This is a genomic window from Kribbella shirazensis (genome assembly GCF_011761605.1).
In the GTDB taxonomy this organism is placed as follows: domain Bacteria; phylum Actinomycetota; class Actinomycetes; order Propionibacteriales; family Kribbellaceae; genus Kribbella; species Kribbella shirazensis.
In genome coordinates, this window is record NZ_JAASRO010000001.1 from 67,193 (window position 1) to 91,655 (window position 24,463).

Annotated in this window: 21 protein-coding genes and 1 tRNA gene; 14 read left to right on the forward strand and 8 right to left on the reverse strand. The window is 68.6% G+C overall.

Annotation, left to right across the window (positions count from 1 at the left end; translation table 11 throughout):
- The first annotated feature begins 22 nt into the window (after positions 1-22).
- Both BJY22_RS00290 and BJY22_RS00295 read left to right on the forward strand, forming a co-directional pair.
- Complete coding sequence (locus tag BJY22_RS00290) at positions 23-781, forward strand: DUF4386 domain-containing protein (protein WP_167203175.1); 759 nt, start codon at positions 23-25, stop codon at positions 779-781.
- Positions 778-1,665: an SDR family oxidoreductase gene (locus tag BJY22_RS00295; protein WP_202890935.1), complete on the forward strand. Its 888-nt coding sequence runs from the start codon at positions 778-780 to the stop codon at positions 1,663-1,665. Before BJY22_RS00290 ends, BJY22_RS00295 begins: the two co-directional genes overlap by 4 nt.
- Before the next feature lie 656 nt (positions 1,666-2,321).
- Here BJY22_RS00295 and BJY22_RS00300 read toward each other — a convergent pair.
- Both BJY22_RS00300 and BJY22_RS00305 read right to left on the reverse strand, forming a co-directional pair.
- On the reverse strand, positions 2,322-2,819 hold the full coding sequence (locus BJY22_RS00300) for a hypothetical protein (RefSeq protein ID WP_167203176.1): 498 nt from the start codon (positions 2,817-2,819) through the stop codon (positions 2,322-2,324).
- A gap of 452 nt (positions 2,820-3,271) precedes the next feature.
- Positions 3,272-3,344, reverse strand: a tRNA-Thr gene (locus BJY22_RS00305).
- 36 nt (positions 3,345-3,380) lie between these two features.
- Here BJY22_RS00305 and BJY22_RS00310 point away from each other — a divergent pair.
- Positions 3,381-4,580 (forward strand): MFS transporter, encoded by a 1,200-nt coding sequence (locus tag BJY22_RS00310; protein WP_337757891.1) that lies wholly within the window; start codon positions 3,381-3,383, stop codon positions 4,578-4,580.
- Here BJY22_RS00310 and BJY22_RS00315 read toward each other — a convergent pair.
- Positions 4,510-5,691, reverse strand: coding sequence for an MFS transporter (locus BJY22_RS00315; protein ID WP_167203177.1), 1,182 nt, complete (start codon positions 5,689-5,691; stop codon positions 4,510-4,512). The two genes, BJY22_RS00310 and BJY22_RS00315, sit on opposite strands and share 71 nt — an antisense overlap.
- A 36-nt stretch (positions 5,692-5,727) precedes the next feature.
- On the opposite strand from BJY22_RS00315, the gene BJY22_RS00320 reads away from it, so the two are divergent.
- From BJY22_RS00320 to BJY22_RS00340, 5 genes are all read left to right on the forward strand, one after another.
- On the forward strand, positions 5,728-7,137 hold the full coding sequence (locus BJY22_RS00320) for a pyridoxal phosphate-dependent decarboxylase family protein (RefSeq protein ID WP_167203178.1): 1,410 nt from the start codon (positions 5,728-5,730) through the stop codon (positions 7,135-7,137).
- 69 nt (positions 7,138-7,206) lie between these two features.
- Positions 7,207-7,503, forward strand: a complete 297-nt coding sequence (locus BJY22_RS00325; RefSeq protein ID WP_167203179.1) for a DUF4287 domain-containing protein — start codon at positions 7,207-7,209, stop codon at positions 7,501-7,503.
- Between the two features lie 4 nt (positions 7,504-7,507).
- Positions 7,508-8,248 (forward strand): TrmH family RNA methyltransferase, encoded by a 741-nt coding sequence (locus BJY22_RS00330; protein WP_337757897.1) that lies wholly within the window; start codon positions 7,508-7,510, stop codon positions 8,246-8,248.
- Between the two features lie 57 nt (positions 8,249-8,305).
- The gene (locus BJY22_RS00335; protein WP_167203181.1) at positions 8,306-8,830 is read left to right on the forward strand and encodes a SigE family RNA polymerase sigma factor; all 525 of its coding nucleotides are present in this window, start codon (positions 8,306-8,308) and stop codon (positions 8,828-8,830) included.
- A 1-nt stretch (position 8,831) separates the two neighbouring features.
- Positions 8,832-9,542: a hypothetical protein gene (locus tag BJY22_RS00340; RefSeq protein ID WP_167203182.1), complete on the forward strand. Its 711-nt coding sequence runs from the start codon at positions 8,832-8,834 to the stop codon at positions 9,540-9,542.
- On the opposite strand, the gene BJY22_RS00345 is transcribed toward BJY22_RS00340, so the two are convergent.
- The 3 genes from BJY22_RS00345 to BJY22_RS00355 all read right to left on the reverse strand — a co-directional run bounded on the left by BJY22_RS00345 (position 9,532) and on the right by BJY22_RS00355 (position 13,822).
- Positions 9,532-10,074, reverse strand: coding sequence for a SecDF P1 head subdomain-containing protein (locus BJY22_RS00345; protein ID WP_167203183.1), 543 nt, complete (start codon positions 10,072-10,074; stop codon positions 9,532-9,534). The two genes, BJY22_RS00340 and BJY22_RS00345, sit on opposite strands and share 11 nt — an antisense overlap.
- A 107-nt stretch (positions 10,075-10,181) precedes the next feature.
- Entirely contained in the window at positions 10,182-11,075 is an 894-nt protein-coding gene (locus tag BJY22_RS00350) for a GIY-YIG nuclease family protein (RefSeq protein ID WP_167203184.1), read from the reverse strand.
- Complete coding sequence (locus tag BJY22_RS00355) at positions 11,072-13,822, reverse strand: LuxR C-terminal-related transcriptional regulator (RefSeq protein ID WP_167203185.1); 2,751 nt, start codon at positions 13,820-13,822, stop codon at positions 11,072-11,074. The genes BJY22_RS00350 and BJY22_RS00355 overlap by 4 nt, the downstream gene beginning before the upstream one ends.
- Before the next feature lie 177 nt (positions 13,823-13,999).
- Here BJY22_RS00355 and BJY22_RS00360 point away from each other — a divergent pair, with 177 nt between their 5' ends.
- The 5 genes from BJY22_RS00360 to BJY22_RS00380 all read left to right on the forward strand — a co-directional run bounded on the left by BJY22_RS00360 (position 14,000) and on the right by BJY22_RS00380 (position 21,228).
- A complete protein-coding gene (locus tag BJY22_RS00360) occupies positions 14,000-14,782 on the forward strand; it encodes an SDR family NAD(P)-dependent oxidoreductase (RefSeq protein WP_167203186.1) in 783 nt (260 codons plus the stop codon).
- 106 nt (positions 14,783-14,888) lie between these two features.
- Positions 14,889-16,052, forward strand: coding sequence for an MFS transporter (locus BJY22_RS00365; protein WP_272954851.1), 1,164 nt, complete (start codon positions 14,889-14,891; stop codon positions 16,050-16,052).
- Positions 16,053-16,162: 110 nt separating this feature from the next.
- Positions 16,163-16,750, forward strand: a complete 588-nt coding sequence (locus BJY22_RS00370) for a dihydrofolate reductase family protein (protein WP_167203188.1) — start codon at positions 16,163-16,165, stop codon at positions 16,748-16,750.
- Positions 16,751-17,027: 277 nt separating this feature from the next.
- On the forward strand, positions 17,028-20,057 hold the full coding sequence (locus tag BJY22_RS00375; protein ID WP_167203189.1) for a PQQ-dependent sugar dehydrogenase: 3,030 nt from the start codon (positions 17,028-17,030) through the stop codon (positions 20,055-20,057).
- Positions 20,058-20,100: 43 nt separating this feature from the next.
- Positions 20,101-21,228 (forward strand): serine hydrolase domain-containing protein, encoded by a 1,128-nt coding sequence (locus BJY22_RS00380; RefSeq protein WP_167203190.1) that lies wholly within the window; start codon positions 20,101-20,103, stop codon positions 21,226-21,228.
- Positions 21,229-21,372: 144 nt separating this feature from the next.
- Here BJY22_RS00380 and BJY22_RS00385 read toward each other — a convergent pair whose 3' ends face one another.
- Together BJY22_RS00385 and BJY22_RS00390 are read right to left on the reverse strand one after the other, a co-directional pair.
- On the reverse strand, positions 21,373-22,227 hold the full coding sequence (locus tag BJY22_RS00385) for an MBL fold metallo-hydrolase (RefSeq protein WP_167203191.1): 855 nt from the start codon (positions 22,225-22,227) through the stop codon (positions 21,373-21,375).
- Positions 22,228-22,251: 24 nt separating this feature from the next.
- Positions 22,252-22,932, reverse strand: a complete 681-nt coding sequence (locus BJY22_RS00390) for a DUF998 domain-containing protein (protein WP_167203192.1) — start codon at positions 22,930-22,932, stop codon at positions 22,252-22,254.
- Positions 22,933-23,113: 181 nt separating this feature from the next.
- Between BJY22_RS00390 and BJY22_RS00395 the strand changes: the two genes are divergently transcribed.
- Entirely contained in the window at positions 23,114-24,442 is a 1,329-nt protein-coding gene (locus BJY22_RS00395; RefSeq protein ID WP_167203193.1) for an FAD-binding oxidoreductase, read from the forward strand.
- Positions 24,443-24,463 lie beyond the last annotated feature (21 nt).

The following is a 24,463-nucleotide window of genomic DNA, read 5'->3' on the forward strand; positions in this document are numbered from 1 at the left end:
CACAGAGACAGAGGCACGAGACATGACTACGACCGCACTACCTCCGATCTCGGGCGACCGCGGCCGCGGCGTCCTACCCACCGAAGCCAGAGATCCCCGGACCGGTTCACGGATGTGGACGTCCCGGCTGATCGGAGCCCTGTTCCTGGCCGGATTCGTCATCTATGGGACCGGCTCGATCCTGGTGAACTCCGTCGTCGACGGCCCCGACTTCCTCGCCGGCGTCAGCGCCCGGCAGACGACCCTGGCCCTCGGGGCGTTTCTGATGATCGCAACCACTGCGGTCGACATCGGCAAGGCCGTTCTGATCTTCCCGGTCCTGGAACGCAACGGCAAACGCACCGCAGTGGCCTACCTTGCCACGATGATCTTCGAGATGGCCCTGATGACCGTCGGGGTGCTCGCGCTGCTCATGATCCTCCCGCTCGCGGACCAGGCCGATCAACTCGGACGCGACGCTGCCCAGGCGCTTGGATCGCTCGCGGTCGATGCGAACGAGATGGCCTACCAGATCGGCCAACTCTCGCTCGGGTTCGGAGCCATGTTCCTGTGTGCGCTGCTGTTCCGTACTGGCCTGCTTCCCAAGTGGCTAGCGGGCTGGGGCCTGGTCGGCTACGCGGTGCACACGGCCGGCGCCGCTGCCGAGATCTTCGGGGCTTCCATCAGCCTGGTGCTGCTCATTCCTGGCGGCATCTTCGAGGTGACGTTGGCGTTCTGGCTCCTGATCAAGGGATTCACGCCGGCGGCGTACGACCGATCACCAGCTCAGTCCGGCCAATGAGCAAGGGCCGGCCAATGGCACAGATGAGCGGTAGGACGGTGCTGGTCACCGGCGGCACAGGAGGGATAGGCAGGGCCACCGCACTGGGTCTGGCCAGGATAGGCGCGAACGTCGCGATCACCGGCAGAGACGCCGCCCACGCGGAGCAGACGGCTGCGGAAATCCGCTCCGACACCGGCGCAACGGTCCACGTCTTCATCGCGGACCTGTCCACGCAGTCCGAGGTACGCCGGCTCGCCGCCGAGGCACTCGACCAACTTCCCCGCATCGACGTCCTGGTCAACAACGTCGGCGGATACTGGAACACCCGCCACGTCACCACCGACGGACTCGAGCGAACCCTTGCTATCAACCATCTCGCGCCGTTCCTGCTCACCAGCCTTCTCCTCCCGCGGCTCGAGCAGAGCGGTCACGCCCGCGTGGTCACCGTCTCCTCCCACGCACACGGCCAGGGCCGTATCGACTTCGACGACCTCCAGGGGGAACGCTCCTACTCCGGTGCACGCGCCTACAACCAGTCCAAGCTCGCCAACATCCTGTTCAGCTACGAGGTGGCCCGGAGACTGCCGGCGCAGGCCGTCGCCGCCAATGCCGTGCATCCCGGTGTCGTGAGCACGGCGTTCGGAGCAGAAGACCCCGGTAGAACACAGCGGCTGCTGGTGCCGTTCCTACGACCCTTCATGAAGACCCCGGCGCAGGGAGCTGCAACGTCGATCCACGTCGCGTCCGCTCCTGGACTCGACGGCGTCACCGGCCGCTACTTCACCAACAGCCAGCCGAGACGTTCAGCCCAACGCAGCTACGACCAGGCCACGGCAGCAAGGCTATGGCGGATGAGCGCCGAGATGGTCGGCCTGGAGGCAGTGGATAACGCGGGCGGCTGACTAGCCGCTTGGAGCAGGTGTTGCCGCGCCGAGGCCCCGGGTCCCCACCACCAACTCCGGCGTCCGAAGGACCGAGGGCCAGAGCTGACTTGGCCCGGCCCGTCGACGTCGCGCTGGTGCCGCCGGAGGTCGGGGGGATCGTTCGAAATCGGGAACTGCTGGGGGCGGTTCGTCCGCGTGCTCGCTCAGACTCTTAGTCCGCGGCGCGCCAATTGGCAGAGCCGGCGTCTGACCCCAAGCAGAGGTTCGCAGTGATCGTGCCGACCGTCCGGCCCAGCGTCGCGTCGCGTTCGGGTGGAACCACTGAACTAACTGGGTTGGGCGTCTGGCAGGAACGGATGCCAGGAGCAACTACTTCGACGAGGAAGGAAGGCTGCGCCGAAACGTCGACGGACGCGACGGCCTATCTGTCGACCCCGAACTCTTCGCGAAGCTCACCGAGCCGGTCCTCGAAGGCGCGGGAGTTGGTGTCGAGGACATAGACACCGTTCCGGTGATGCCGAAACCCAAGGTCCGACCTGACGAGCTGCGTGCAGGGTCGGATCGACTTGGCTGTCGCATCGATCGGATTTGGCTGCCCTTGTCGCGCCACCAGGGAGCCGGACGTGACGCCGGCGCCTCAGCGCCGGCGTCACGATCTTGTCGATTAAGTCGTGTCAGTTGAGGTAGAGGCCGTCACCGGCTGCGGATTGTCTGCCTGGGTCGGTGGTGATGGGGGTGATGGTGATGTCGTAGTCCTCGTTCGGGCCGTCTGTGATGCCGTCGTGGTGCGTGCGGCGGCCTCGGGCAAGGACGCGGATCAGGTGCAGGCCCGGCGTGGTGGGTGTGTAGATCAGCGGTGTCGGTCCGCCTCCCATCAATGGCACGAGATACATGTCGCCTTCGATCGGAATCGCGGCCTGTTCCCCGACGTCCCACCCTTCCGCGGCGACGGCAAGGTCGGGGAGCGGCTCGCACTCGATGTGGACGGTGACGTTGACTGGGGCATCGGTGCCGCCGGTGAGGATGATGAGCGCGCCTGGTACCCGGGGATCGAGTGCCAGCAGTGGGCCTACGGGGCCGCTGGGGTCGATGACGGGGTTCTCGACTCCGAACGGGGCCAGAAGGAACTGGTGGTAGGAGACCTCGATTTGGTACGTCTGTGGCGTGGTCATCAGGCGAACGCTACCTGGAACGGGTCGCCGCTCAGCATCCGCTGCTGTAGGTAGAACCCGGCGAGGAAACCGCCGGCAGACCCGTTCTGTTTTTCGTTGATGAAGCAGCGGCTGAAGCCGGTGGGTCCGGTTCCTGGGGGATCAAGACCTGCAGCCGTCTGCCACGACCGACGCGGTGACATTCCAGTTGTGGGTCCGCGACCCGAACCACCCTGGACGCTACTTCATCCAGTTGTACCTCTACGACGTCGGCGAAGATGTCGCGGCCGGGAGCACCACCGGCGATCCAGGGCCGATGCGCCGCCACCGGAGAACTCCTCCGCGAGCTCACCCTCGACCCCACCCGCGACTACCAGCCCCTCGGCCGACCCCCAGGCCCACCACCCAAAAACAGAAAACCGGACCCCAATCAGGGGTCCGGTCCGTCCGGGATCTCTTGAGAGATCACAAAGAGCCGGTGAGGGGACTCGAACCCCTAACCACCGCTTTACAAGAGCGGTGCGCTGCCAATTGCGCCACACCGGCGGGTGTGCGGATACATACTAGAGGATTGTGTGGGCGGTGCTGCGGGGGTCGAGGGCGTTTCGGGGGCTTTGGGGGGCTCGGGCTGTTTCGGTGTTGGGGGACTCGCTCGGGCTGGTGGCGCTGCTGTTGTACGTGCAGTCGGCGACGGGGGCCGCGTTGGCTGTGGCTCTGCTGTTGTTGGCGGGGGACTTTGTGCCGGGGTTGTTCGGGGCGTTCGCGGGGGTGGTGGGCGATCGGTTCGATCTCAAGCGGGTGATGGTGGTCTGCGACCTCGTGCAGGGCGTGTTGACGGCTGTCATGGCGGTGACGCTGCCGCCGCTCCCGGTTCTGTTGGTCATGGTGGCGGTACGGAGCGTAACCGCGCAGGTCTTTCACGCGGCGTCGCGGAGTGCGATGCCGGCGCTGGTGCGCGACGAAGAGCTCGAGGCGGCGAACTCCGCACTGGGGGCGGGGACGAACGGGCTGGAGGCGATCGGCCCGCTCATCGCGGCGGGACTGTTCCTGGTCACCGACGTCCGCGGGATCCTGCTGATCGACGCGGCGACGTTCTTCGTCTCGGCGGCGCTGCTCACCCGGTTGCCGAGGATCCCGCCGTCGAAGCCGTCGGGGCACAGCGTGCTCAAGGACGCGCGGGACGGGCTCGGCTACATCTGGAGAGCGGCCCCCGTCCGCGTGATCGGGATCGGGTTCTTCGCGGTGGTCGCGTTCAACGGGGTAGACGATGTCGCGATGGTATTCCTCGCGAAGGACGAGTTGCACGGCAGCGACTCGGCGTCGGCGACGCTGTACGCCGGGGTGGGCATCGGACTCATCGCAGGCTTCGCGATCCTCGCACGGTACGCGGGCCGGCTGACGATGCCGGTACTCATGCTCCTCGGGTTCGCGGTCAGCAGCATGGGCAACCTGGTCACCGGCCTGGCGTGGGCGATCTGGGCGGCGCTCGCGCTCCAGGTGATCCGCGGGCTCGGGATCGCGGCCATCGACGTCGGCGTCAACACCCACCTGCAACGCGTCGTACCGGTGCACCTTCGCAGCCGCGTCTTCGGCAATCTGTACGGCGCCATCGGTCTCGCGGCCGGACTGTCGTATGTGCTCGGCGGGCTCCTGCTTCAGCACACCGACGCGCGGACGACGTTCGTGACGGCGGGCGCGGGCGGGTTGATCGCTACGGCAGCGACTGTGCTCGCAGTTCGGCGATCGGGCGACGCAGCGAGCGAGCCCCCGGTACGGCGATGAGCGCGATCACGGCCATCACGAGGAAGGCCGCCATCGGGTGGTCCACGAGTAGGCCGACGATGACCGCCACGATCAGGCCGCCGAGGTTGCCGGCCATCCAGATGAGGCCGGCGGCGGTGCCTTCGGCTTGACCGGTACGGCGTTCGACGAGCTCGAGGACGATCGGGAGCGCCGGGAGGAGGAGTAGGCCGATCAGGGTGATCGCCACGAAGGCGGTCACAACGCCGGGGGCCAGCGCGAGGAGGGTGCAGGCTGCGGCGGTGGTGGTCAGGCTGAGGACCAGGAGGGTGGATTCGGCGTGGCGGCGGGCGACGAGGATCGGGATGGTGGCGCTGCCCAGGACGCCGGCGACGACGTTGGTCAGGAGGATCGTGCTGGCGGTGGCGCCGCTGACTCCGGCTGGTTCGAGGAGTGCTTGGGCGAAGGTGCTCATGGCAACGAAAACACCGAACGGGAAGAGCGCGAGCACGCAGAGGCGGCGGATCAGCGGGTCGCCCCAGGCTGCGGCGAGTGCGCCGCGGTCGGCACGCACGCCGTCGGCTGCAGGCCTCATCGGGAGGGTGGCGAGGGCCGTGATCAGGACGATGGCTGACACAGAGCAGAAGATCGCGGTGGCTGCGAGCATGGTGGGGATCGAGGTCGCCGTGGGGAAGATGGCGGAGAGCAGGAAGGCGATGAGCATGCCGGCGAAGATGCTGGCGGTGCCGATGGCGATGCCGGTGGGGCGGTCCTTCTCCTCCAGGTAGCGGCCGGTGATGCCGGTGACGGCGTTCAGGACCAGGGGTTGGGCGATCGACGCGAGGATCTGGCCCGCGAGCAGCCAGCCGAAGTCGTCTCCGATCAGCCGTACGGCGGCGCCCACAGCGGTCAGTACTGCGCCCGCGATCAGCCCGGCGCGGAACCACCGGTCCAGCAGCAGCCCGCACGGGATCGCGAGGACGACGTACAGCAGCGGAAACACCTGCGCGAGCCATCCGATCGCGCTTTCCGAGACGCCGTACCGCGTGGCGGCAACAGTGGTGACGCCGGCGAAGTTCAGCCAGACGAGCTGGGTCGCCGCGCCCACCAGCGAGTAGCCGGCGATCGCGGCCCACCGGCTCCGCATTTGCATGCGCGCACTGTACGCCGATGCGCGTACAAAGGAAGGATGATCGACTGGGAGGGACCGCTGACCGCGGCGTACGAGCGGGCGACGCGCTATCTGAACGAGCTTCCGGAGCGACGAGTCGGCCCGCGGGCGACCGCCGGCGAGCTCCATGACGCACTCGGCGGCCCGCTGCCGACCGACCCGACGGACCCGCTCGAGGTCATCGCGGACCTCGCGGACGGTGTCGACGGCGGCCTGCTGCCCAGCGGGAGCGGCCGGTTCTTCGGGTTCGTGTTCGGCGGCGCCACGCCGGCGTCGCTCGCTGCCGACTGGCTGACGTCGACCTGGGACCAGAACGCGGGCCTGTACGCCGCCTCGCCCGCGGCCGCCGTGGTCGAGGACGTCACCGCGCGCTGGCTGGTCGAGCTCTTCGGGCTGCCAGGCGGTACGTCGGTCGGCTTCGTCACCGGTGCGCAGATGGCGAACTTCACCGCGCTCGCCGCCGCGCGCCACGAGGTACTGCGCAACGCCGGGTGGGACGTCGAGCGCGACGGGCTGATCGGTGCGCCGCCGATCCGCGTGCTGGCCGGGGCGGAACGGCACGACACTATCGATCGGGCGCTGCGGTTCCTGGGCCTGGGGACGAACTGCATCGTGCCGGTCGCGGTCGACGAGCAGGGCCGGATGCTCACCGACGCACTCGCGGAGGCGCTCCGCGACGACGCCGCCTGGCGCGGGACGCGTGGCGGCGGGGTGATTCCGACGATCGTCTGTGCGCAGGTCGGCAATGTGAACACCGGCGCGTTCGACCCGGTTCGCACCATCTGTGACCTCGCCCATCAGCACCAGGCATGGGTGCACGTCGACGGCGCGTTCGGGCTCTGGGCGTCGGTCAGCCAACAACTGAGTCCGCTGCTCGACGGGATCGAGCTCGCCGACTCGTGGGCGACGGACGCGCACAAGTGGCTCAACGTGCCGTATGACTCCGGCATCGTCCTCTGCGCCCACCCCGAGGCGCATCGTGCCGCGATGTCGATCCGCGCGGCGTACCTGATCCAGGACGAGGCCGGCGAACGCGACCCGCTCGACTACAACCCGGAATTCTCGCGGCGCGCCCGCGGCATCCCGGTGTACGCCGCCGTACGCGCGCTCGGACGCACCGGCATCGCGGAGATCGTCGACCGCTGTCACGCCATGGCCAACCGGTTCGCCGACGCGCTACGGGCCGACGGAGTCGAGGTGCTCAACGAGGTCGTGCTGAACCAGGTGCTGGTCCGCTTCGGGGACGACGACGCCGTCACCCGCCGCGTGGTCGCCGAGGTCCAGGACGAGGGCACCTGCTGGATGTCGGGCACCACGTGGCACGGAAAGGCCGCGATGCGGATCTCGGTCACCAACTGGACCACCGGCCCCGACGACATCGACCGCTCGGCGGAAACGATCCTCAAGATCTTCCGGAAAGTTTCCTGATCGGCGGTGTCGATTTCCGGAACGGTCGCTCGACGCAGGTACGTACGACGATCACAGGAGGAAACCGACATGTCGTTCCAGGCGTACTTGGACAAGATCGAGGAAAAGACCGGGAAGACCCCGCGTGAGCTGGTCGACGAGGCGAAGCGGCGCGGGTACGGCGCGGAGGACGTCAAGGCCGGGGTGATCCTCGACTGGCTGAAGACGGACTACGAGCTCGGCCGCGGTCACGGGATGGCGCTGGTGCACGTGATCAAGAACGGTCCAGGGATCAGCGACAAGCACGTGGGCAGCACCGGCACCCACCGCGACCCGAGCAACCAGCTGTGGCTGGATGGGAAGGCAACGAACCCGGCGCTACGGTAGGCGGGTGGATGCGAAGAAGTCACCGCGGGACAAGTGGATCACCGTGTACGGGCGCAAGCCCGTGCTGGAGGCGTTGCACGATCCGAAGCTGTCGGTGGCGAAGGTGGTGCTCGCGGACAACGCGACCGGCCACTCGATGCAGGAGATCCTGCGAGCGGCGGAGAAGTACGGGACGCCGGTCGAGCGGGCGACCGCCAGCCGGGTGAAGTGGCTGGCTGGGAACGGCAAGCACGACCAGGGCGTGGTCGCGGACGTGGACGCGCCCCGGATGACCCCGCTGGAGGAGTTCGTGCGGAGCCGCGGAAAGCGGCCGACCAACGTTTTCCTGCTCGACGGCGTGACCAATCCCGGAAACGTCGGAATGATTCTGCGGACCGCGACCGGTGCCGGGTTCGACGGCGTGATCCTGCCGCGGGCCGGTACGCCGCACGTCGGGCCGCTGGTCATCAAGGCGTCGGCCGGTGTCGCCTTCCAGGCGCCGATCGTCAACACGTCGACCGCGAAGGCCGCGGTCGAGCTGCTGCGGACGGCCGGGTACCACGTGTACGGGCTCTCGGCGCGTTCGCAGGACTCGCTGTTCAAGGCCGAGCTCGCCCCGCGCGCGGTCTACGTGCTCGGCGGTGAGACCAACGGGATCACGGTCGCCACCGACTCGGACCTGCAGATCCCGCTGCACGCGGGCGTCGAGTCCCTGAACGTCGCCGTCGCCGCCGCAATCGTCGCCTTCGAGGTCACCAACCGCTGATGCAACCGATTCTCGCGTGAGTGCGTTCATTACGCGGCGCGAGATGAGGAGGCCGGAGTGAACAGCGAGGCGGAGAGCGATTACACCGACTTCGTGACCCATCACGCCAACGCGATGTGGCGAACGGCGTACCTGCTCTGCGGTGATCGGCGGCGCGCGGAGGACGCGACGCAGGAGGCGCTGCTCCGGCTGTACCGCCGCTGGCCGAGGCTCTACCGCAAGAAGGGCATGGTCAGCTATGCGCGCAAGGTCGTCGTCTCGACGACCCTCGACGCACTCCGCCGCCGGTCCAGCGGCGAACTCGTGGGCGGCGCCTCCTACTTCGCCGCCCAAGCCGATCCGGCCGATCACGTCGGCCGGATCGAAGACCGCCTGATGATCACCGAGGCGCTCGCGGGACTTCCGGACCGGCAGCGAGCATGCGTCGTACTGCGGTACTTCGACGAGCTGTCCGTCGACGAGACCGCCGACGTGCTCGGCTGCCGCCCCGGGACCGTCAAGAGTCAGACCCTGCGCGCGCTCGAGAAGCTCCGTACGCACCCGGCGCTCGCCGATCTCGACCCCGCGGAACTGGGAGCCTGACGTGACGAATCAACTCAAGGACCTGATGTCCGCCGCCGTCGACGAGGAGGCACCGTACACGCCCGACGTGGACGCGTTGGTGCGGGACGGCCGCCGCCAGGTACGGCGTCGCCGTACGGCCGGTGTGGTGGCGACACTCGCTGTGGTCGCGGCCGCGAGCGTGGTCACCACCTACACGATCAACCGCTCGCCCGAGCTACCTGTCACGCCCGAGACCACCATGCCGTCGGTAGTCCCCGGCGGTTCGAGCGGCACGTGCACGACCGCGGACGGCACCGGGGTTCCCGCGTGGAACCGATGGCAGCTCGTGCTGTACGTCCAGGACACCTTCGGGATGTCTCTGGTCTACCGATCACCCGACGATCCGAACCTCATCGCGTTCTGCACGACCCAGCGGGGCGACGGCACCAAGCTCCCCGAAGTACCGGGCCGTGCGAAGAACGACGGCATCGTGCTTCGCAAGAGCGCCGCCAACGGTCGCGGGGCGCTTCCGGGGTCGAGCGTGACCAGCGTGTTCGGTCCGGTACCGAGTGGGACGCCACCTCGCGTGACGGTCGAGACCGCGGATGGTCATGTCGGCGTCGCCACCGTCAAGAACGGGTTCTTCGCCTACCGTCGCGTGGAGCACTCGGCATGGCCCGGGCCGCTTCCGCAGGCGATCGTGCGGTTCAAGTACCCCGGTACGGCGGAGTACGTCGTAGCTAGCCGGTGATCTTGGCCACCAGGGCCTCGGCGGTATCGCGGGTGTAGGAGCCGGTGATCTGGAGCTTGCCGCCGGAGATCTCGGACTGGACGGTGGGTGCGGCGACCACCCGGCCGCGGACCAGGATGGCGAGTTGGTTCGTGGGTGGGGTCTGCTTGGCGAGGCCCGCCGTCAGTTTCCCGAACAGCTTGGCGCCTTCCGGGTCGAGGTTGACGGTGATGTACCAGCCGCTCGAGCCTGCGTCGAGCGCTACCTTCACCTCGGACACGTTGCTGCCGTCGAGCTCGACCTTGCCGACCTTGTACCGCATCCCTTCGTCGTCGCACGCCGTACCGGCCGGTGCGGGCGTCGGGCAGGAGCCGGGGGCTGCCGAGAGGACGCGGCGGAACTCGACGGCGGCCGGATCCGAGGGCTTGGTGCGGGCGGTTGGAGTGGACTGGTTGGCGGTCGGGTTGCCGTCGGCGCGGTTCACGATCAGCACCACGGCGGCGGCGATCACGATGACGAGCAACAGGACGAGACCACCCACGATCAAAAGCACCGGTCCCCGCGTCCCGCGCGGAGGACCCGGCGGATACGGCGGCTGAGCAGGCGGAGCCGGTGGGACCGGGGGCTGTGTCATGGCCGACATGTTAGGTAATCAGGAAGTCACTGACTGAGCAGTCGGGCCGCCAGCTCCGCGTTCCGGCGGGCGAACGGCCGCCACAGCTCCGGCGTCGCGGCCACCCGTTCCCGCGCCGTCGTCTCCCCCACCGCGCGCTGCGTCCACGTGCACATCCGCCCCGCCCGCAGCTCGAACCGCACGAGCACGCCGTCCGCCCACCCGTACACCTCCGCGTCCCGCGGCTCGAGCCACGCGACCTTCTGCTCCGCCACGATCCAGTCGAGCGCCTCGATCTCCCCTTGTACCTTCGCCGCGAACTCGTACCGCAATTCCGCCGACGCCCGATCGCGTCGCCGTACAAGCTCGGCCCGCAACGCGTCGACCGCGGCCGGATCCCGTTCCAGTACGGCGATCGCCGTCCGGGCCAGCGCCTCCCGGTCCCCCGGACCGATCCCGAACAGCCGGCCGAACTCCTCCGCCGACCCATCACCCTCGACCGTGTACTGCAACGGCAGCACCCGATGCAGCCCCGAAATCGCTTGCCGGATCCGCAGTCCGCCGAGGTACGGCCCGAAATGCAGCGCTTTCCCGCGGACCGTGTGCTCGAAACGCAAGCCCGGTCTGGATCCGTCGTCGAGGCGGATGTAACCGACCACCTCCGCGCCACCCTCGACGCGGTTCCAGCGCGGTTTGGAATGCTCGAGCAGATTGCGTTCGAGCCATGCCGCTTCGTGGTCGGAGTCGCACCAGACACCTTCCACCCGGGCGATCCGCCGTACCATCCGCGCCAGATGCGGGCGGTCGCCGAGGTTCACCCAGTACGACTGCACGCGACGGCGCAGGTTCCGCGCCCGCCCGATGTACAGCACCTTCCCGCCGTCGTCGCGGAACCGGTACACGCCCGGCCCGGTCGGCAACGCGCGGACACTGCGGATCATCTAGGTCCTGTCTGGTTGTGGCACCGCGCCGGCCAATGGATGCCCGCACTCCAGTCGACAGCAATGGTCGCTCCCAAGGCGACCATCTCGGCCCGCCCCTCAGCGGCGCGGTCCGGCAGCAGCAGCAAGGTGCATGCCCGCTCGAACCGGGCACCGATCCCGTCGTACAGGTCAGCTGCCTCGGTGTAGGCCGACAGGTCGCCGGTCAGTCTGCCTTCCGCGCGGAGAATGCCCGCAGCTGCCCAGTCGCTTGTCGTCCGGACGGACCCGGCGGCCCCCAGGAGGTCAGCGGCCGTCGGCAAGCCGGCCACCACGGCGAGTTCGACACCAGCGACCTTGGCGTACGGCGCGTACCAGGGCTCCGGCAGGTCGGCCACGGCACGGCGTACCAGGTCCTCCACGTCCGCGGCCGATCCACGATGGATCGCCAAGCGGGCGTCGACGTACGCGTCAATGGCGGCCAGATGCGGAACCTCGGCCGCATCGGTGACCCTCGCGATCTCCAGTGCGCGCGCCCGCCAGTTTTCCTCCTCTTTCGGATGCCCGAGCAGGCCGTGGACAAGCGCAGCCGCGGCCGCCTGCGGCGACATCCAGCGCAGTGGTGGTGAACCGTTGCGGATCCAGTTCTCCCACTCTGACTCCGCGATGCCGGTAGCCTCGGCAAACCGGCCCGTGCAACTGAGGGCGAGCACCTTACTGGCTTCCATGAACGGGTACGAGCCGGCCAGCACGGCCGCGTAGTCGGCGGCACCGACTGCGTGAGTGGCTGCCATCAGGAGGGCATCCACGACCTCGATCTCCGCGTACGGTTCGTGCCGAGGGATCTCGGCCAGCAGGGGCAGTCGTTGTTGGGAGATCAGGTGGGCCTCGGCCAGCCGACCTTCGCCGGCGACCGCCCCGCCAAGAGCGTCGAGAGCTCCCAGGAGGAGCACCGGGTCGCCTGCATCCCGCGCGGCGTCCACGGCGACCCGAGCCAACCCGGTGTCGGGTGCTGGATGCGTCAGGTCGGGGGCCGCATTCCAGGCACGCGCGGCCTCGATCATCGCCCGGGTCGTGGGATCGCCCGCACCGTCGAAGAGTCCCCGCGCCGTCGCCAGTAGCGCCGACGTACGGTCCGCGGTGACTTCGGTGTGCTCGGCGCCGTAGCGATGCATCAGACTCACCGAGAGAGCCAGCGCCTGAGCGCGAACGTTCGCATCATCGCCAGCGCGCTCTGCGGCGGCCAGAAGGTGCTGGCTCGCCTGCGTCCGGCCAGATACCTTCAAGGCGGCCGCAGCCGCGTTCCGGCTGTCCAGCAACGCTTCCGCCGCCGTCGGCGCGCACTCTGCCGCAGCCAGGTAGTGCTGCTCGGCCTCGGCGAAGAACCTACGGGCGAACGTCAAGCACCCCAGTCCTCGCGCCAAGCGATGCGTCAGCAGCTTGCCATCCGCGTCGTCGGTGGCAAGAGCGGCGCGAAGGTCGTCGGCGACAGCGTCGAAATCGCTCTCCCAGTGGCCGTCCAAGCGGTCTCGCAGGTCATCCGCCACGGAGATCGCCCACTGGCGGTGCCGAGCGAGCGTGTCGGCGTAGTCCCGGCTGGCGCGCAGCTGCTCGACCGCGTACGCACGGATGGTCGCCAGCATCCGCCACTGGCCGCCGGCCTGGGCCGGGATCAGCAAGCTCTGGTCAGCCAACCGGCCAAGAAGGTCAGCCGCCGACGCTGATTCCAGCTCCGCGACCGCGGCCACAGCCGCAAGATCGAACCCACCGGCGAACACCCCCAACCGCCGGAGCAACCGCTGTTCGTCCGCATCCAGCAGGTCATGGCTCCAGCCGATGACCGAACGAAGAGACCGATGCCGCACCGTCGAGCCGCGACCACCTGCAAGGAGCCGCAAGGAGTCCCCCAGGCCCACGACCAGGCCGAGCTCCCCCATCGCCCGCCGCCGCGCAGCCGCCAGCTCGATCGCGAGCGGCAACCCATCCAGCCGAGCACACAGCTCGGCCACCACCGCTGGATCGGTGGCGTCATCCGGACCCACCGCCGCGGCCCGATCCGCGAACAACTGCTCGGCGTCCGAGTCCAAAGGAAGCGGCCCGAGGTGATACGTCTGCTCTCCCGGGATGGCGAGCCGCTCCCTGCTGGTCGCAAGGATCGTGGTGCCAGGACTGGCAGCCAGTACTGCGTCCGCGAAGGCGGCGACCCCGTCCACCACGTGCTCACAGTTGTCCAGCACCAGCAGGAAGGGGCCGCGCTCGAGCCGGCCGATGATCGCGGCCTCCAGCGACTTTCCCGGGCTCTCGGCCACCTCCAGGGCAGCCGCCACCGCCTGTGGTACCGAGCCATCCTGCGCCGGCACGAGATCCACGAACACCCCGCCGAACGGGTACGTCGGACCCGCCGCCTCCGCCACCACCGTGGCCAGCCGAGTCTTGCCGATGCCGCCCGGTCCTAGCAGTGTCACCAGGCGGGCAGACGCGAGCAGGTCCAGCAGCTCGGCCCGTTCCCTGACCCGCCCGACAAATGATGTCCGGGCCGGCGGTAGGCCGATGATCATTCCCGGGGTCGGCGCGCCACCCGCAGCCCCGGTACCGGACAGCGCCGCCAACTCGCTGCGGCTGCTCACGCCGTACTTGCGCAGCAGCGAGGAGACATGTCCCTCGACGGTACGGATCGAGATGTGCAAACGGCTCGCGATCCGAGCGTTCGACAGCCCCGCTCCGATCGCGGCGAGGACCTCCGCCTCACGCCCGGACGGCTCAGTCACTGGACTCCCGGTCACTGCCCCATCATGCCCCGCTCCAGGTTCGCGACCGACCGTCCGACCGGGTGCCGAACACGTGGTGTGCAGGTGGTCGGCAGGTGGTCGCCACGGATGTCCGGCCCCCGGGAGCGGCAGAAAGCTGTACGTCGTACGACAACCCTTCTGACGAGGAGTACCGAAATGCTGCTGCAGAACAAGAACGCGATCGTGTACGGCGCCGGCGGCTCGATCGGCCGCGGGGTCGCGCTGGAGTTCGCCCGGGAAGGAGCCCGGGTCTTCCTGGCCGGGCGGACACCGGACACCCTGGAGAAGGTGGCGGCGGAGATCGCTGCGGCCGGAGGTACCGCCGACGTCGCCGTACTCGACGCCTATGACGAGCAGGCGGTCGACCGTCACGTCCAGGTCGTTGCCGAGCAGGGCGGCAGCCTCGACGTGTCGCTGAACCTGGCCACCCGTGGCGATGCTCAGGGCACGCCGTTGCTCGACATGACCGCCGAGCACTTCGTCCGGCCTGTCACCAACGGACTCACCACGAACTTCATCACCGCCCGGGCCGCCGCGCGGGTGATGGTCAAGCAGGGCTCCGGCGTGGTGCTCGCGCTGAACAGCGGGTCGGCCGTCGGCAGCCCGATGATGGGCGGCACCGGTCCGGCCGACGCCTCGATCGACACCTTCATCCGCAACCTCGCCGCCGAGGTCGGTCCGCACGGGGTCCGGGTGCTGGGGATCTGGACCTCGGGCGTCGAGGACGCACTGACCCCGGCGAAGCTCGCGGCCGTCAACCCGAACCTGCAACTCGACGAGGTCGGGCTCCGCGGCCTCCAGGAGACCCTCGCTGGGATGCGGACGCTGCGTCGGTCGCCCCGGGTGGCGCAGGTCGCCGCCACTGCAGCCTTCCTCGTCTCGGATCGCGCCGCAGCCATTACCGGCGGCTTCGTCGACGTCTCCAGCGGCATCAGCTGACCACGCGCAGTCAACAACCACCGGAGGGCGGCGCGCGATGACCGAACTGAGGACACGCCCCACGACCGCGCCCGGTGGGGCGGCCTTGCGAATGACTCGGGTGTTGATGGTGGTAGCGGCGGTCAACTCGTTGGTGATGACCATGCCGGGGCCAGTGATCTCCCTCATGGCCGACCGGCTCACCGGCTCACAAGTGAGCGCCGGAATCGCCCAGACCGCGATCGCCACCGGCGCTGTCGTCGCAAGCATCCCGCTGGCCGCCCTCTCGCAACGCTACGGCCGGCGGATAGGCATCGCCTTCGGCTACCTCACCGGCATGCTCGGTGCCCTGCTCGTGGTGAGCGGCGCAGCAGCGGGCAGCTACCTGCTGCTGTTGCCTGGCGGACTAGCCATCGGTGCAGCAGGCGCCGCCGGCATGCAAGCACGATTCGCCGCGCTGGAAGTGACCGACCGAAGCCGGTACGGGCAAGCGATCGGCGCGATAACCCTTGTATCCGCACTAGGCGGCACGGTCGGCCCACTGCTGGCCGGGCTTACCGAGCGACTAACGGATTCCTTGCCCTTGTACAGCGGCCAATTCCTGGTCGTAGCCGCCGGCCTGGGGATCAGCACAGCAGCGGTACTGCTCGGCCTACGCCCTGGGCCTTCGCAGTACAAGTGTCCAGTACTGCGGACGACAGGCCGACGGTTCGCTTCGATCTGGGCGGCGCTGCGTGATCCGTCAGCCCGCCGAGCGATCGTCGGCCTGGTGACAGTCCACGGAATCATGATCTCGCTGATGAACATGGCTGCCATCCACTTGCACCACGGCGGAGCGACCCTGAACGTGGTCGGCCTGGCGTTCGGCGTACATGTGGCTGCCATGTTCCTGCCTGGACCGCTGGTCGGCTACCTCGTTGATCGGCGAGGGCCTGCCCTGCTGTTGAGTGCCGGGCTCGTACTCGAACTGCTGGCCGCGGGCTTGCTCGCAACAGCCCCGCAACACCATGCACCAGCCGTCACCCTCGGGCTGGTCCTGCTGGGTTTGGGTTGGTCCTGTGGCTATGTCGCCGGATCAGTTCAGTTGACCACGGCAACTACACCGGCCAAGCGGATCCAGGTCCAAGGCGCCGCAGACTTTCTGGCTCTGCTGACCGCTGCGGGAGGCGCACTGCTTGCCGGCACGGTGGTAACGACCTGGGGCTACACCGGCCTCGCGTACGGCGCCGGCGCCGCAGCACTGCTCGCCCTGATCGTGACGACCCGTTCACTGTGGGTCGAGGAACCCTGATTTCGTTCATTCGCACCATCCGCCCAGGCCCCCTGGGATGGCACGCTAGCTCGACCCAAGGGTCGCGCACACCAAGGTCGCCCCCTCAGCGGGGCGCGAGGAGGACTGAAATGAGCAAGGTCTTCACCCAGGCATCGGTATCCCTGGACGGATTCATCGCCGGCCCCGGGCACAGCGGGTTCGACAAGTTGTTCGCCTGGTGCCGAGCCGGCGACGTCGAGACGCCGTCGGAGGATCCGGAGCGGCTGATCTATCGCACCAACGCGGCGACGGCGGCATACCTGCGCGAAATGATGGAGGGCACCGGAGCGCTGGTCGTCGGCCGCACCCTCTACGACATGACCAACGGCTGGGACGGCAAGCATCCGGGCGGGCTGCCGGTGTTCGTGGTGACCCACCGCGCTCCGGACGAGCCGATCGAGACCGAAACCCCGTTCACCTTCGTGACCGACGGGATCGAGAGCGCGATCGAGCAGGCGAGAATGGTCGCCGGTGACAAGGCGGTCGGGGTCGGCCCGGGCTCGACCGTCGGCCAGGCGATCACGGCCGGGCTGCTCGACGAGATCCGCCTCGACCTGGTGCCGCTGATCCTCGGCGCCGGCACACCGATGCTCACGGGGATCAGCGACCAGCTCGCCCTGTCCAACCCTGAGATCATCGCCGGCCAGGGCGTCACCCACCTCATCTACAGCTGCTAGGTCGTAGGGGCTGGTCGTCTGCGTTGACCGATCGAGGGCTCGCTTTAGTTGCTGGTTACCCGGGCGCTCCGACTTGACGAGTTCCGCTGGACTACCAGACAGGGCCTAGCCCAGTGTGCCCGGTCCGACCGGCGCAGTGACCAACCGGTGGAGTGTTCGACACGAATACATGCCGGGTCTTGCGCGGGACGGCGACTTGCGGTCATCCTGGCGCGGATCCGGGTGCCCGCAGGGGGTTTGTGAGGACGGGTACCGGAGTTTGGGCCTGGGGGGCTTCGTGAGGATTTCTGCCCAGTGGCTGCGCCGTGCGCTGTCCACGCTGTGTGCCGTACTGATGCTGCTCGTCGTACTGCCGCTTGCCGTCACCGCGCCGGCACGCGCCGCTGTCACGCCGACCGGTTTCGGTGAGCAGGTCGTGTTCACCGGACTGAAGGACCCGACGAACGTCGCGTTCTCGCCGGACGGCCGCGTGTTCGTCGCCGAGAAGAGCGGACTGATCAAGGTCTTCGACTCACTCGACGACCCGGCGCCGAGCGTGTACGCCGATCTGCGCACCGAGGTGCACAACTACTGGGACCGCGGAATGCTCGGCCTCGCGCTGCATCCCGATTTCCCCACGGATCCACGCGTCTACGTGCTGTACACGCACGACGGCCTGATCGGTGGGCCGACGCCCAAGTGGGGTACGCCGGACACCGACGCCGACCCGTGCCCGTCGCCGCCCGGTCCGACGGGTGACGGCTGCCAGGTCAGCGCACGGCTCTCGGTCCTGAACGCGAACGGCGCGGAGCAGGTGCTCGTCGAGGACTGGTGCCAGGTGTACCCGAGCCACTCGATCGGCTCGATCGAGTTCGGCCCCGACGGGATGCTGTACGCCGGTGGCGGCGACGGCGCGAGCTTCACCTACGTCGACTACGGCCAGGACAGCTTCACGTCGTCCGACATCACACCTGACAACCCCTGCGGCGACGGGACCGCGCCGGTCGGCGCGACGCTCACGCCGCCGACGGCCGAGGGCGGCGCGCTCCGTGCGCAAGACCTCCGGACGCCGGCCGATCCGACCACCGTGGACGGCTCGATCATCCGCATCGACCCCGAAACCGGACAGGCCGCGCCGGGCAACCCGCTGATCGGCAGCGCCGACCTGAACGCCCGCCGAATTGTGGCCCAAGGCCTGCGGAATCCGATGCGGTTCACGTTCCGCCCCGGGACCAGCGAGCTGTGGATCGGCGACGTCGGTTACTCGACGTGGGAGGAGATCGACCGGATCGTCGTACCGACGGCGGGCGTCACCAACTTCGGCTGGCCGTGCTACGAGGGTGCCGCCCGGCAACCCGGGTACGACGGCGCGAACGTCAACATCTGCGAGAACCTGTACGCCGCCGGCTCGTCCGCCGTCGCCGCGCCGTACTACGCCTACAAACACTCCGAGAAGATCGCAAACACCTGCACCACCGGTAGCTCGTCGATCTCCGGACTGTCGTTCTACAAGGGCGGCAACTACCCCACGCAGTACGACGGGGCGCTCTTCTTCAGCGACTACAGCCGCAAGTGCGTGTGGGCGATGATGCCGGGCGCCAACGGCCTGCCCGATCCCGCGAACATCCAGCTGTTCGCGTCGGGGTACGGCGTCACGCGCCTTCAGACCGGCCCGGGTGGGGATCTGTTCACGGTCGACTACGACAACGGCCGGATCCTGCGCTACGCCTACAACGGCACGAACAACCCGCCGACCGCGCTGATCCAGGCCGACCCGCCGAGTGGACCGGCTCCGCTGACGGTGACGTTCGACGGCAGCGCCTCGAACGACGCCGACGGCGATCCGCTCACGTACGGGTGGGATCTCGACAACGACGGGGTGTACGACGACTCGACCGCCGCGGTCGTGCAGTACACGTACACGACCGACGGCACGAAGACCGCCCGATTGCGGGTCTCGGACGGGACCACGACGAGCACGACATCCACACAGATCAACGTCTCGAACACGGTCCCGACCGCCACGATCACGGCCCCAGGCCCGGCCACGACCTGGAAGGTTGGCGACACCATCAACTTCTCCGGCTCGGCGACGGATCCGGAGCAGGGGACGTTGCAGGGGTCCGCGCTGACCTGGGCGTTGGTCATGCATCACTGTCCGAGCGACTGCCACACGCACACGATCACGTCGCTCACCGGGGCCAGCGGCTCGTTCACGGCGCCGGATCACGAGTATCCGTCGTACCTCGAGTTGAAGCTGACAGCGCGGGACGCCCAGGGGCTGACCGATACGAAGAGCGTGCGGCTGGATCCGAAGACGGTCAGGATGACGTTCACCAGCTCGCCGGGCGGGTTGCCGGTGACGTTCCTGAACAAGACCGGGAAGAGTCCACTCACCGGTACGACGATCGTCGGGGCGAGCGTCTCGGTGTCGGCGGATCCGGTGCAGACCGTGGCGAACCAGGTCTACCGGTTCGGTCTGTGGTCGGACGGCGGTGCGCGGGACCACAACTTCGTGGCGCCGGCCGCGGCCTCGACGTACACGGCGTCGTACGGCCTGAAGCGGAACCTTGCCCTGGGCAAGCCGACTCTTGCCTCCAGCGTCTATCTGGCGGGGCGTGAGGCGTCGAAGGCTGTCGATGGTTCGATGAGCACGGCCTGGTCGAGCGCGCGCACCGATCCGCAGTGGTTCCGGGTCGATCTGGGGTCGGTGCAGATCGTCAACCGCGTCACGATGAACTGGCTGTCGACGGCGTACGCGAAGTCGTACCAGATCCAGGTGTCCGGAAGCGGACGGACCTGGAAAACGGTTTCGTCGACGATCAGCGGGAACGGCGGGACGGACAACGTCGAGTTCACGCCGAACTACGCGCGGTACGTCCGGATCGTCGCGACCCAACGAGCCGTTGCCGGGAGCTACTACTCCTTCTGGGAGTTCGGCGTGTTCCAGGACACCGGGCCCGCGATCGGGATCGGCGGGAAGTGCATCGACGTGTACCAGGCGCTGACCGCGGACGGTACGCCGACGACGCTCTACACCTGCAAGGGATCCGTCAACCAGCAGTGGACTCCGTCCGTCGACGACGGGACCGTCCGCAGTATGGGGAAGTGCTTGTCGGCCCGCGGTACGACGCTGAAAACGCCTGCTGTGCTGTGGACGTGTGACGGCTCCGCCGGTCAACGGTGGATCCCACAAACCAACGGCTCGCTGATGAACGCCGCAGCCGGCATGTGCCTCGACGCCACCGGCGCCTCGACCGCCAACGGCACCAGACTCATCATCTACACCTGCAACAACGGCCTCAACCAGAGGTGGACCCTGCCGTAATTCGATCGTCGCGTGCAGCGTTGAGGCCCTAGCGTCGTGGCCCATGAGCGAGGGATGGGTGGACGAAGGGTTCGGAGCGGTCGCGGACACCTTCGCGGAGAACTTCTCGTTGTTCGCCGAGTTGGGGGCGGCGGTCAGCGTGTACTCCGGTGGGCGGAAGGTCGTCGACCTGTGGGACGGGGACGCGGCGCCGGGCCGGGCCTGGTCGGCGGAAACCGTCGTACCGGTGTTCTCGTGCGCGAAGGGGCTCGTGAGTGTCGTCGTACACCTGCTGGCGCAGGAGGGGCGGCTGGAGCTGGATGCGCCGATCGGTGCGTACTGGCCCAAATTCGTTGCTGAAGGCAAAGAGGCGATCACCTGCCGGATGGTGCTGGGGCATCGGGCCGGGATACCTGTGCTGGACAAGACGCTGACGTTCGACGAGATCGCCGCGTGGGATCCGGTGATCGCGGCAATCGAAGAGCAGAAGCCGTTGTGGGAGCCGGGTACGACGTACGAGTACCACGGACATGTGTTCGGATTCGTGCTCGGTGAGGTGGTACGCCGGATCACGGGGCAGCTGCCGGGAGCGTACTTCCGTACGGCGATCGGCGACCCGCTCGGGCTGCGCGCCTGGATCGGGTTGCCGGCCGCGGAGGTGCCGGCGCTCGCGCGGCTGGAGGAGGCCGAAGGGCGGCCGCAGATGCCGGATCCCGAGCACCTCCTGATGCGCATCGTGACCATGAACGGCGCGCTCGTGTTCCCCGGTCTCGACGTACCGCACGGCTGGAACGATCCTGACCTGCTGGCGATGGAACTTCCGGGAGCGGGTGCCGTCGCGTCGGCGAGCGGCCTCGCCGGGGTGTACGCCGCCGCGATCACCGGCGTCGACGGCTCCGAGCCGCTGCTCACGACGGACACCGTGACCGACGCGGTGCGCGAGGTCTCGTCCGGCGCCGGATTCCTCGGCTTCGACGGCCGCGCGCGCTGGGGCTCCGGGTTCCTCCTCGACTCCCCGTTCCGGCCGACGCTCGGCCCCCGCAGCCTCGGCAACGACGGCGCCGGCGGCCAGTTCGCCTTCGCCGACGACCAGTACGGCGTCGCGTTCGCCTACACCACCAACCGCATGCTCGGCCACGGCGACCCCCGAGCCACCCGCCTCATCAAATCCCTCCACACCTGCCTGACCTGACGCACCCAACCTGCGGCGCGCGCCGCATCTGGACAGTACGTATACGTCCACTTCCCGCGCTCACGCACCGCACGGACCGCTGAATCGCCGGTCAGTGGACGTATACGTACTGTCGACCTGCAGAACAACACACGCGCACGTGGATCAGCCGTCGATCGGATGCCAGGCGAACGTGAGGCCGTCGCGTTGGACGTGCCCGAGGCCAGGAAACGGGAGGTGGTACGCGTGAATGAGGATGCGCTCGTCCGCGGCGCGTTCGAGGAGGTGGCGGCGGGTGGCGACGGAAGCGGAGATGTCCAGGTCCCACGGAGTCGCCCAGGTGGGATTCGTGAGTTGGAGCGGATCGTAGAAGGTGTCGCCTACACAGAGCAGGCGTTCGCCCTGCGACTGCAGGAGGATCGCGGAGTGCCCTGGTGTGTGGCCGGGGGCGGCGACGGCGTGTACGCCGGGCAGCAGTTCGCCGTCGTACTCGAACGGGCGCAACCGCTCACCGAACAACCGGATGGTCTCGCGTGCGGCCTCGAGATGCGGCTGGGCTGACGGGAGCTCGACGGACCCCGACCAGAACACGACCTCCGAGGCGTGCGCGAACGCTGTGGCCGCGGGGAACGTCAACTCCCCGGACCAGATCGCGCCGCGCGCATGATCCTGGTGAAGATGGGTGAAGACGACCGCAGCCAGATTCGACCGTGAGAGCCCGGCGGAGGTCATGCCTCCTTCGAGCTGTCCCACCAGTGGCTCGACGTACTCGCCGTACCCGAGGAAGGACGCGCCGAGCCCGGTGTCGATCACCGCGGTCCCGTCCGGAGTGCTCACGAACAGGCAGTTGTAACCGCAGGTCAGCGTCGACCGTCCACCGCACGCGTCCCGCAGTACGTCGGCCGGCACGCCCGAGGCGGGGGTGAAGAACTCGTCCAGGGGCGGCTCCCAGGGAGGGCCCGGCTGGCCGTCACTGACCACGACACACTCCAGCGTCCCAACCGAGAACTGGAAGATCATCGGCCCAGTTTCCCACCGCGGGGTTCAAGCAGTACGCCGCTTGTCCAGGAAGAGGGCGGTTAGCCATGTCCAGCCGACGATGACTGCGAGGTCGAAGGCGATGATTGTCGGGCGGCTTCCGGCGCCTGCGCTGAGGCCTGCGAAGGCGCCGAAGAACAGGATGCCGGTGACAGCGGAGAAGCGGGCGAAGGTACGGCGGCCGAGCGCGCGGTAATACCTCGCGAACACCAGGCACGCGGCGATCAGTCCGGTGAACCCGACCGTGCCGGCTACGAAGTGACCCATCCCGCGGGCGCTGATCTCGGCGTAGTCGGCCGGCGTACCGACCGGGAACCCCGCGGCCGGGTCGGCCGGAAACGCGGCCGCGAGCAGCAGCCCGAACCCGTACACCCCGACAAACCGCGGACCCCAGACCCGCCCGCGCACACGAGCCGAACCCGCGGACGACGAGCGGATCGTCCTCCGCAGCGCGACTGCGGCGGCAAAGGTGAGCAGACCGCTCACGACGAAGTTCACGGTCTGGATCCATCCGGGCCCACCGTTGGCCAGCAGACTCGCCGGGTGCCGCGTGATGTCGAAACCTTCCCGCGTGAACGCCTGGGTCAGCCACACCGCGACGTACAGCGGACCGGCGACCACACCGCCGGTGAGCAGAGCACGGGTGGACACGCCGGCGGCCGGGACTGTCGCATGGTTCGTTGTCATCTCGAGCTGTCCTTCCAAGGGGTAGCCGTTACCCCTGCGTCGAGCGACCTCCCCGGAATTCGACACCACCCACCCAGACGAAATAGCACCCCGAAGTGTGAGGTGTGTTTGGTCACGTCACATCCGCCGGTTTACGGTCGTCAGGTGTTTGTTCGGTTCGGGCAAACGCGAAGGAACAGTCATGAGTGCAGTGGTGGAAGGTTTTGCCGGTCAGGTCGTCGGGCCGGAGGACGCGGGGTACGACGAGGCGAGCCGGACCGTGCTGGTCGGGGGCAGCCCGGCGTACATGCTCAGGCCGACGAGCGTCGAGGACGTGCGGAAGGCAGTCGTCCACGCGGCGAGCAGCGGGCTGCCGCTGGCGGTGCGCGGCGGTGGACATGCGTTCTCAGGCTTCGGGACGAACGACGGCGGCGTGGTGATTGATCTCGCCGAGCTGGCGGGCATCGAGCTCGTCGACAAGGACAGGCACGTCGTACGGATCGGCGGCGGCGCGACCTGGGGGCAGGTCGCGGCTGCGCTGGCGCCGCACAACCTGGCGATCTCGTCGGGTGACACCAGGAGCGTCGGCGTCGGCGGGCTCACGCTGAGCGGCGGGATCGGCTGGAAGGTGCGCAAGTACGGTCTCGCACTGGACAGCCTGCTCGCGGTCGAGCTCGTGACCGCTGCCGGTGACGTCGTCCGGGCGTCGGCGGACGAGAACCCCGAGTTGTTCTGGGCGGTCCGCGGTGGAGGCGGGAACTTCGGGATCGTGACCGCGTTCGAGTTCGCGGCGCATCCGACGACCGACATCCACTTCGGCAAGATCGCGTTCCCGGCCGCCGAGATCGCGGACGTGCTGCCCCGCTGGGCGGAGTACCTGCGGACCGCACCCGAGGAGCTCACCTCGATCGCGTCGTTCGCGAACCCGTTCCTCGGCGGTCCCGAGGCGCCGCTGGAGATCCAGGTCGCGTACGACGGTGACGACGCGGAACTCGCCGCGCAGGCGATCGACCCGATCCGCGCACTCGGCACCGTGATCGCCGACGACGTCACGCTGACGCCGTACGCCGAGGTGCTGGAGGACGGCATGACACCGCCGCCGGGCATCCAGCTGGTCACCCGAAGTGCCTTTGTCGACAAGGATTCCGTGCCCGAGGCACTGCGGATCCTCGCCGAGGCCGGTACCTCGCAGGGCGCTCCGGTCATCGCGGTCCGCAGCGTCGGCGGGGCCGTGGCGCGGGTCGCCGACGACGCGACGGCGTACGCGCATCGCCAGGCGGAGCTGATGTTCGCGACCACGACGATCGGCCCGCCGCCGATGATCGAGGCGACCCGTCCGGCGCGGCAGCAGCTCTGGGACAAGCTGTCTCCGCTGGTCAGCGGCGCGTACGCGAACTTCCTGTCCGACGCGGCGGATGCCGATGTCGCCTCGGTCTACCCGCCGGCGACGTACGCCCGGCTCGCGGCGGTGAAGCGCGAGTACGACCCGGCCAACCTGTTCACCGGCAACCACAACGTCAAGCCGGCCTGACCCGGAGGCCCGGGATACTGC

What these genes read in the sequence shown, in the direction of transcription:
- BJY22_RS00290 (WP_167203175.1), top strand. Translation starts at nt 23, where the DNA reads ATGACTACGACCGCACTACCTCCGATCTCGGGCGACCGCGGCCGCGGC.
- BJY22_RS00295 (WP_202890935.1), top strand. Translation starts at nt 778, where the DNA reads ATGAGCAAGGGCCGGCCAATGGCACAGATGAGCGGTAGGACGGTGCTG.
- BJY22_RS00300 (WP_167203176.1), bottom strand. Translation starts at nt 2,819, where the DNA reads ATGACCACGCCACAGACGTACCAAATCGAGGTCTCCTACCACCAGTTC.
- BJY22_RS00315 (WP_167203177.1), bottom strand. Translation starts at nt 5,691, where the DNA reads ATGCAAATGCGGAGCCGGTGGGCCGCGATCGCCGGCTACTCGCTGGTG.
- BJY22_RS00320 (WP_167203178.1), top strand. Translation starts at nt 5,728, where the DNA reads ATGATCGACTGGGAGGGACCGCTGACCGCGGCGTACGAGCGGGCGACG.
- BJY22_RS00325 (WP_167203179.1), top strand. Translation starts at nt 7,207, where the DNA reads ATGTCGTTCCAGGCGTACTTGGACAAGATCGAGGAAAAGACCGGGAAG.
- BJY22_RS00350 (WP_167203184.1), bottom strand. Translation starts at nt 11,075, where the DNA reads ATGATCCGCAGTGTCCGCGCGTTGCCGACCGGGCCGGGCGTGTACCGG.
- BJY22_RS00360 (WP_167203186.1), top strand. Translation starts at nt 14,000, where the DNA reads ATGCTGCTGCAGAACAAGAACGCGATCGTGTACGGCGCCGGCGGCTCG.
- BJY22_RS00365 (WP_272954851.1), top strand. Translation starts at nt 14,889, where the DNA reads ATGGTGGTAGCGGCGGTCAACTCGTTGGTGATGACCATGCCGGGGCCA.
- BJY22_RS00370 (WP_167203188.1), top strand. Translation starts at nt 16,163, where the DNA reads ATGAGCAAGGTCTTCACCCAGGCATCGGTATCCCTGGACGGATTCATC.
- BJY22_RS00380 (WP_167203190.1), top strand. Translation starts at nt 20,101, where the DNA reads ATGAGCGAGGGATGGGTGGACGAAGGGTTCGGAGCGGTCGCGGACACC.
- BJY22_RS00385 (WP_167203191.1), bottom strand. Translation starts at nt 22,227, where the DNA reads ATGATCTTCCAGTTCTCGGTTGGGACGCTGGAGTGTGTCGTGGTCAGT.
- BJY22_RS00390 (WP_167203192.1), bottom strand. Translation starts at nt 22,932, where the DNA reads ATGACAACGAACCATGCGACAGTCCCGGCCGCCGGCGTGTCCACCCGT.
- BJY22_RS00395 (WP_167203193.1), top strand. Translation starts at nt 23,114, where the DNA reads ATGAGTGCAGTGGTGGAAGGTTTTGCCGGTCAGGTCGTCGGGCCGGAG.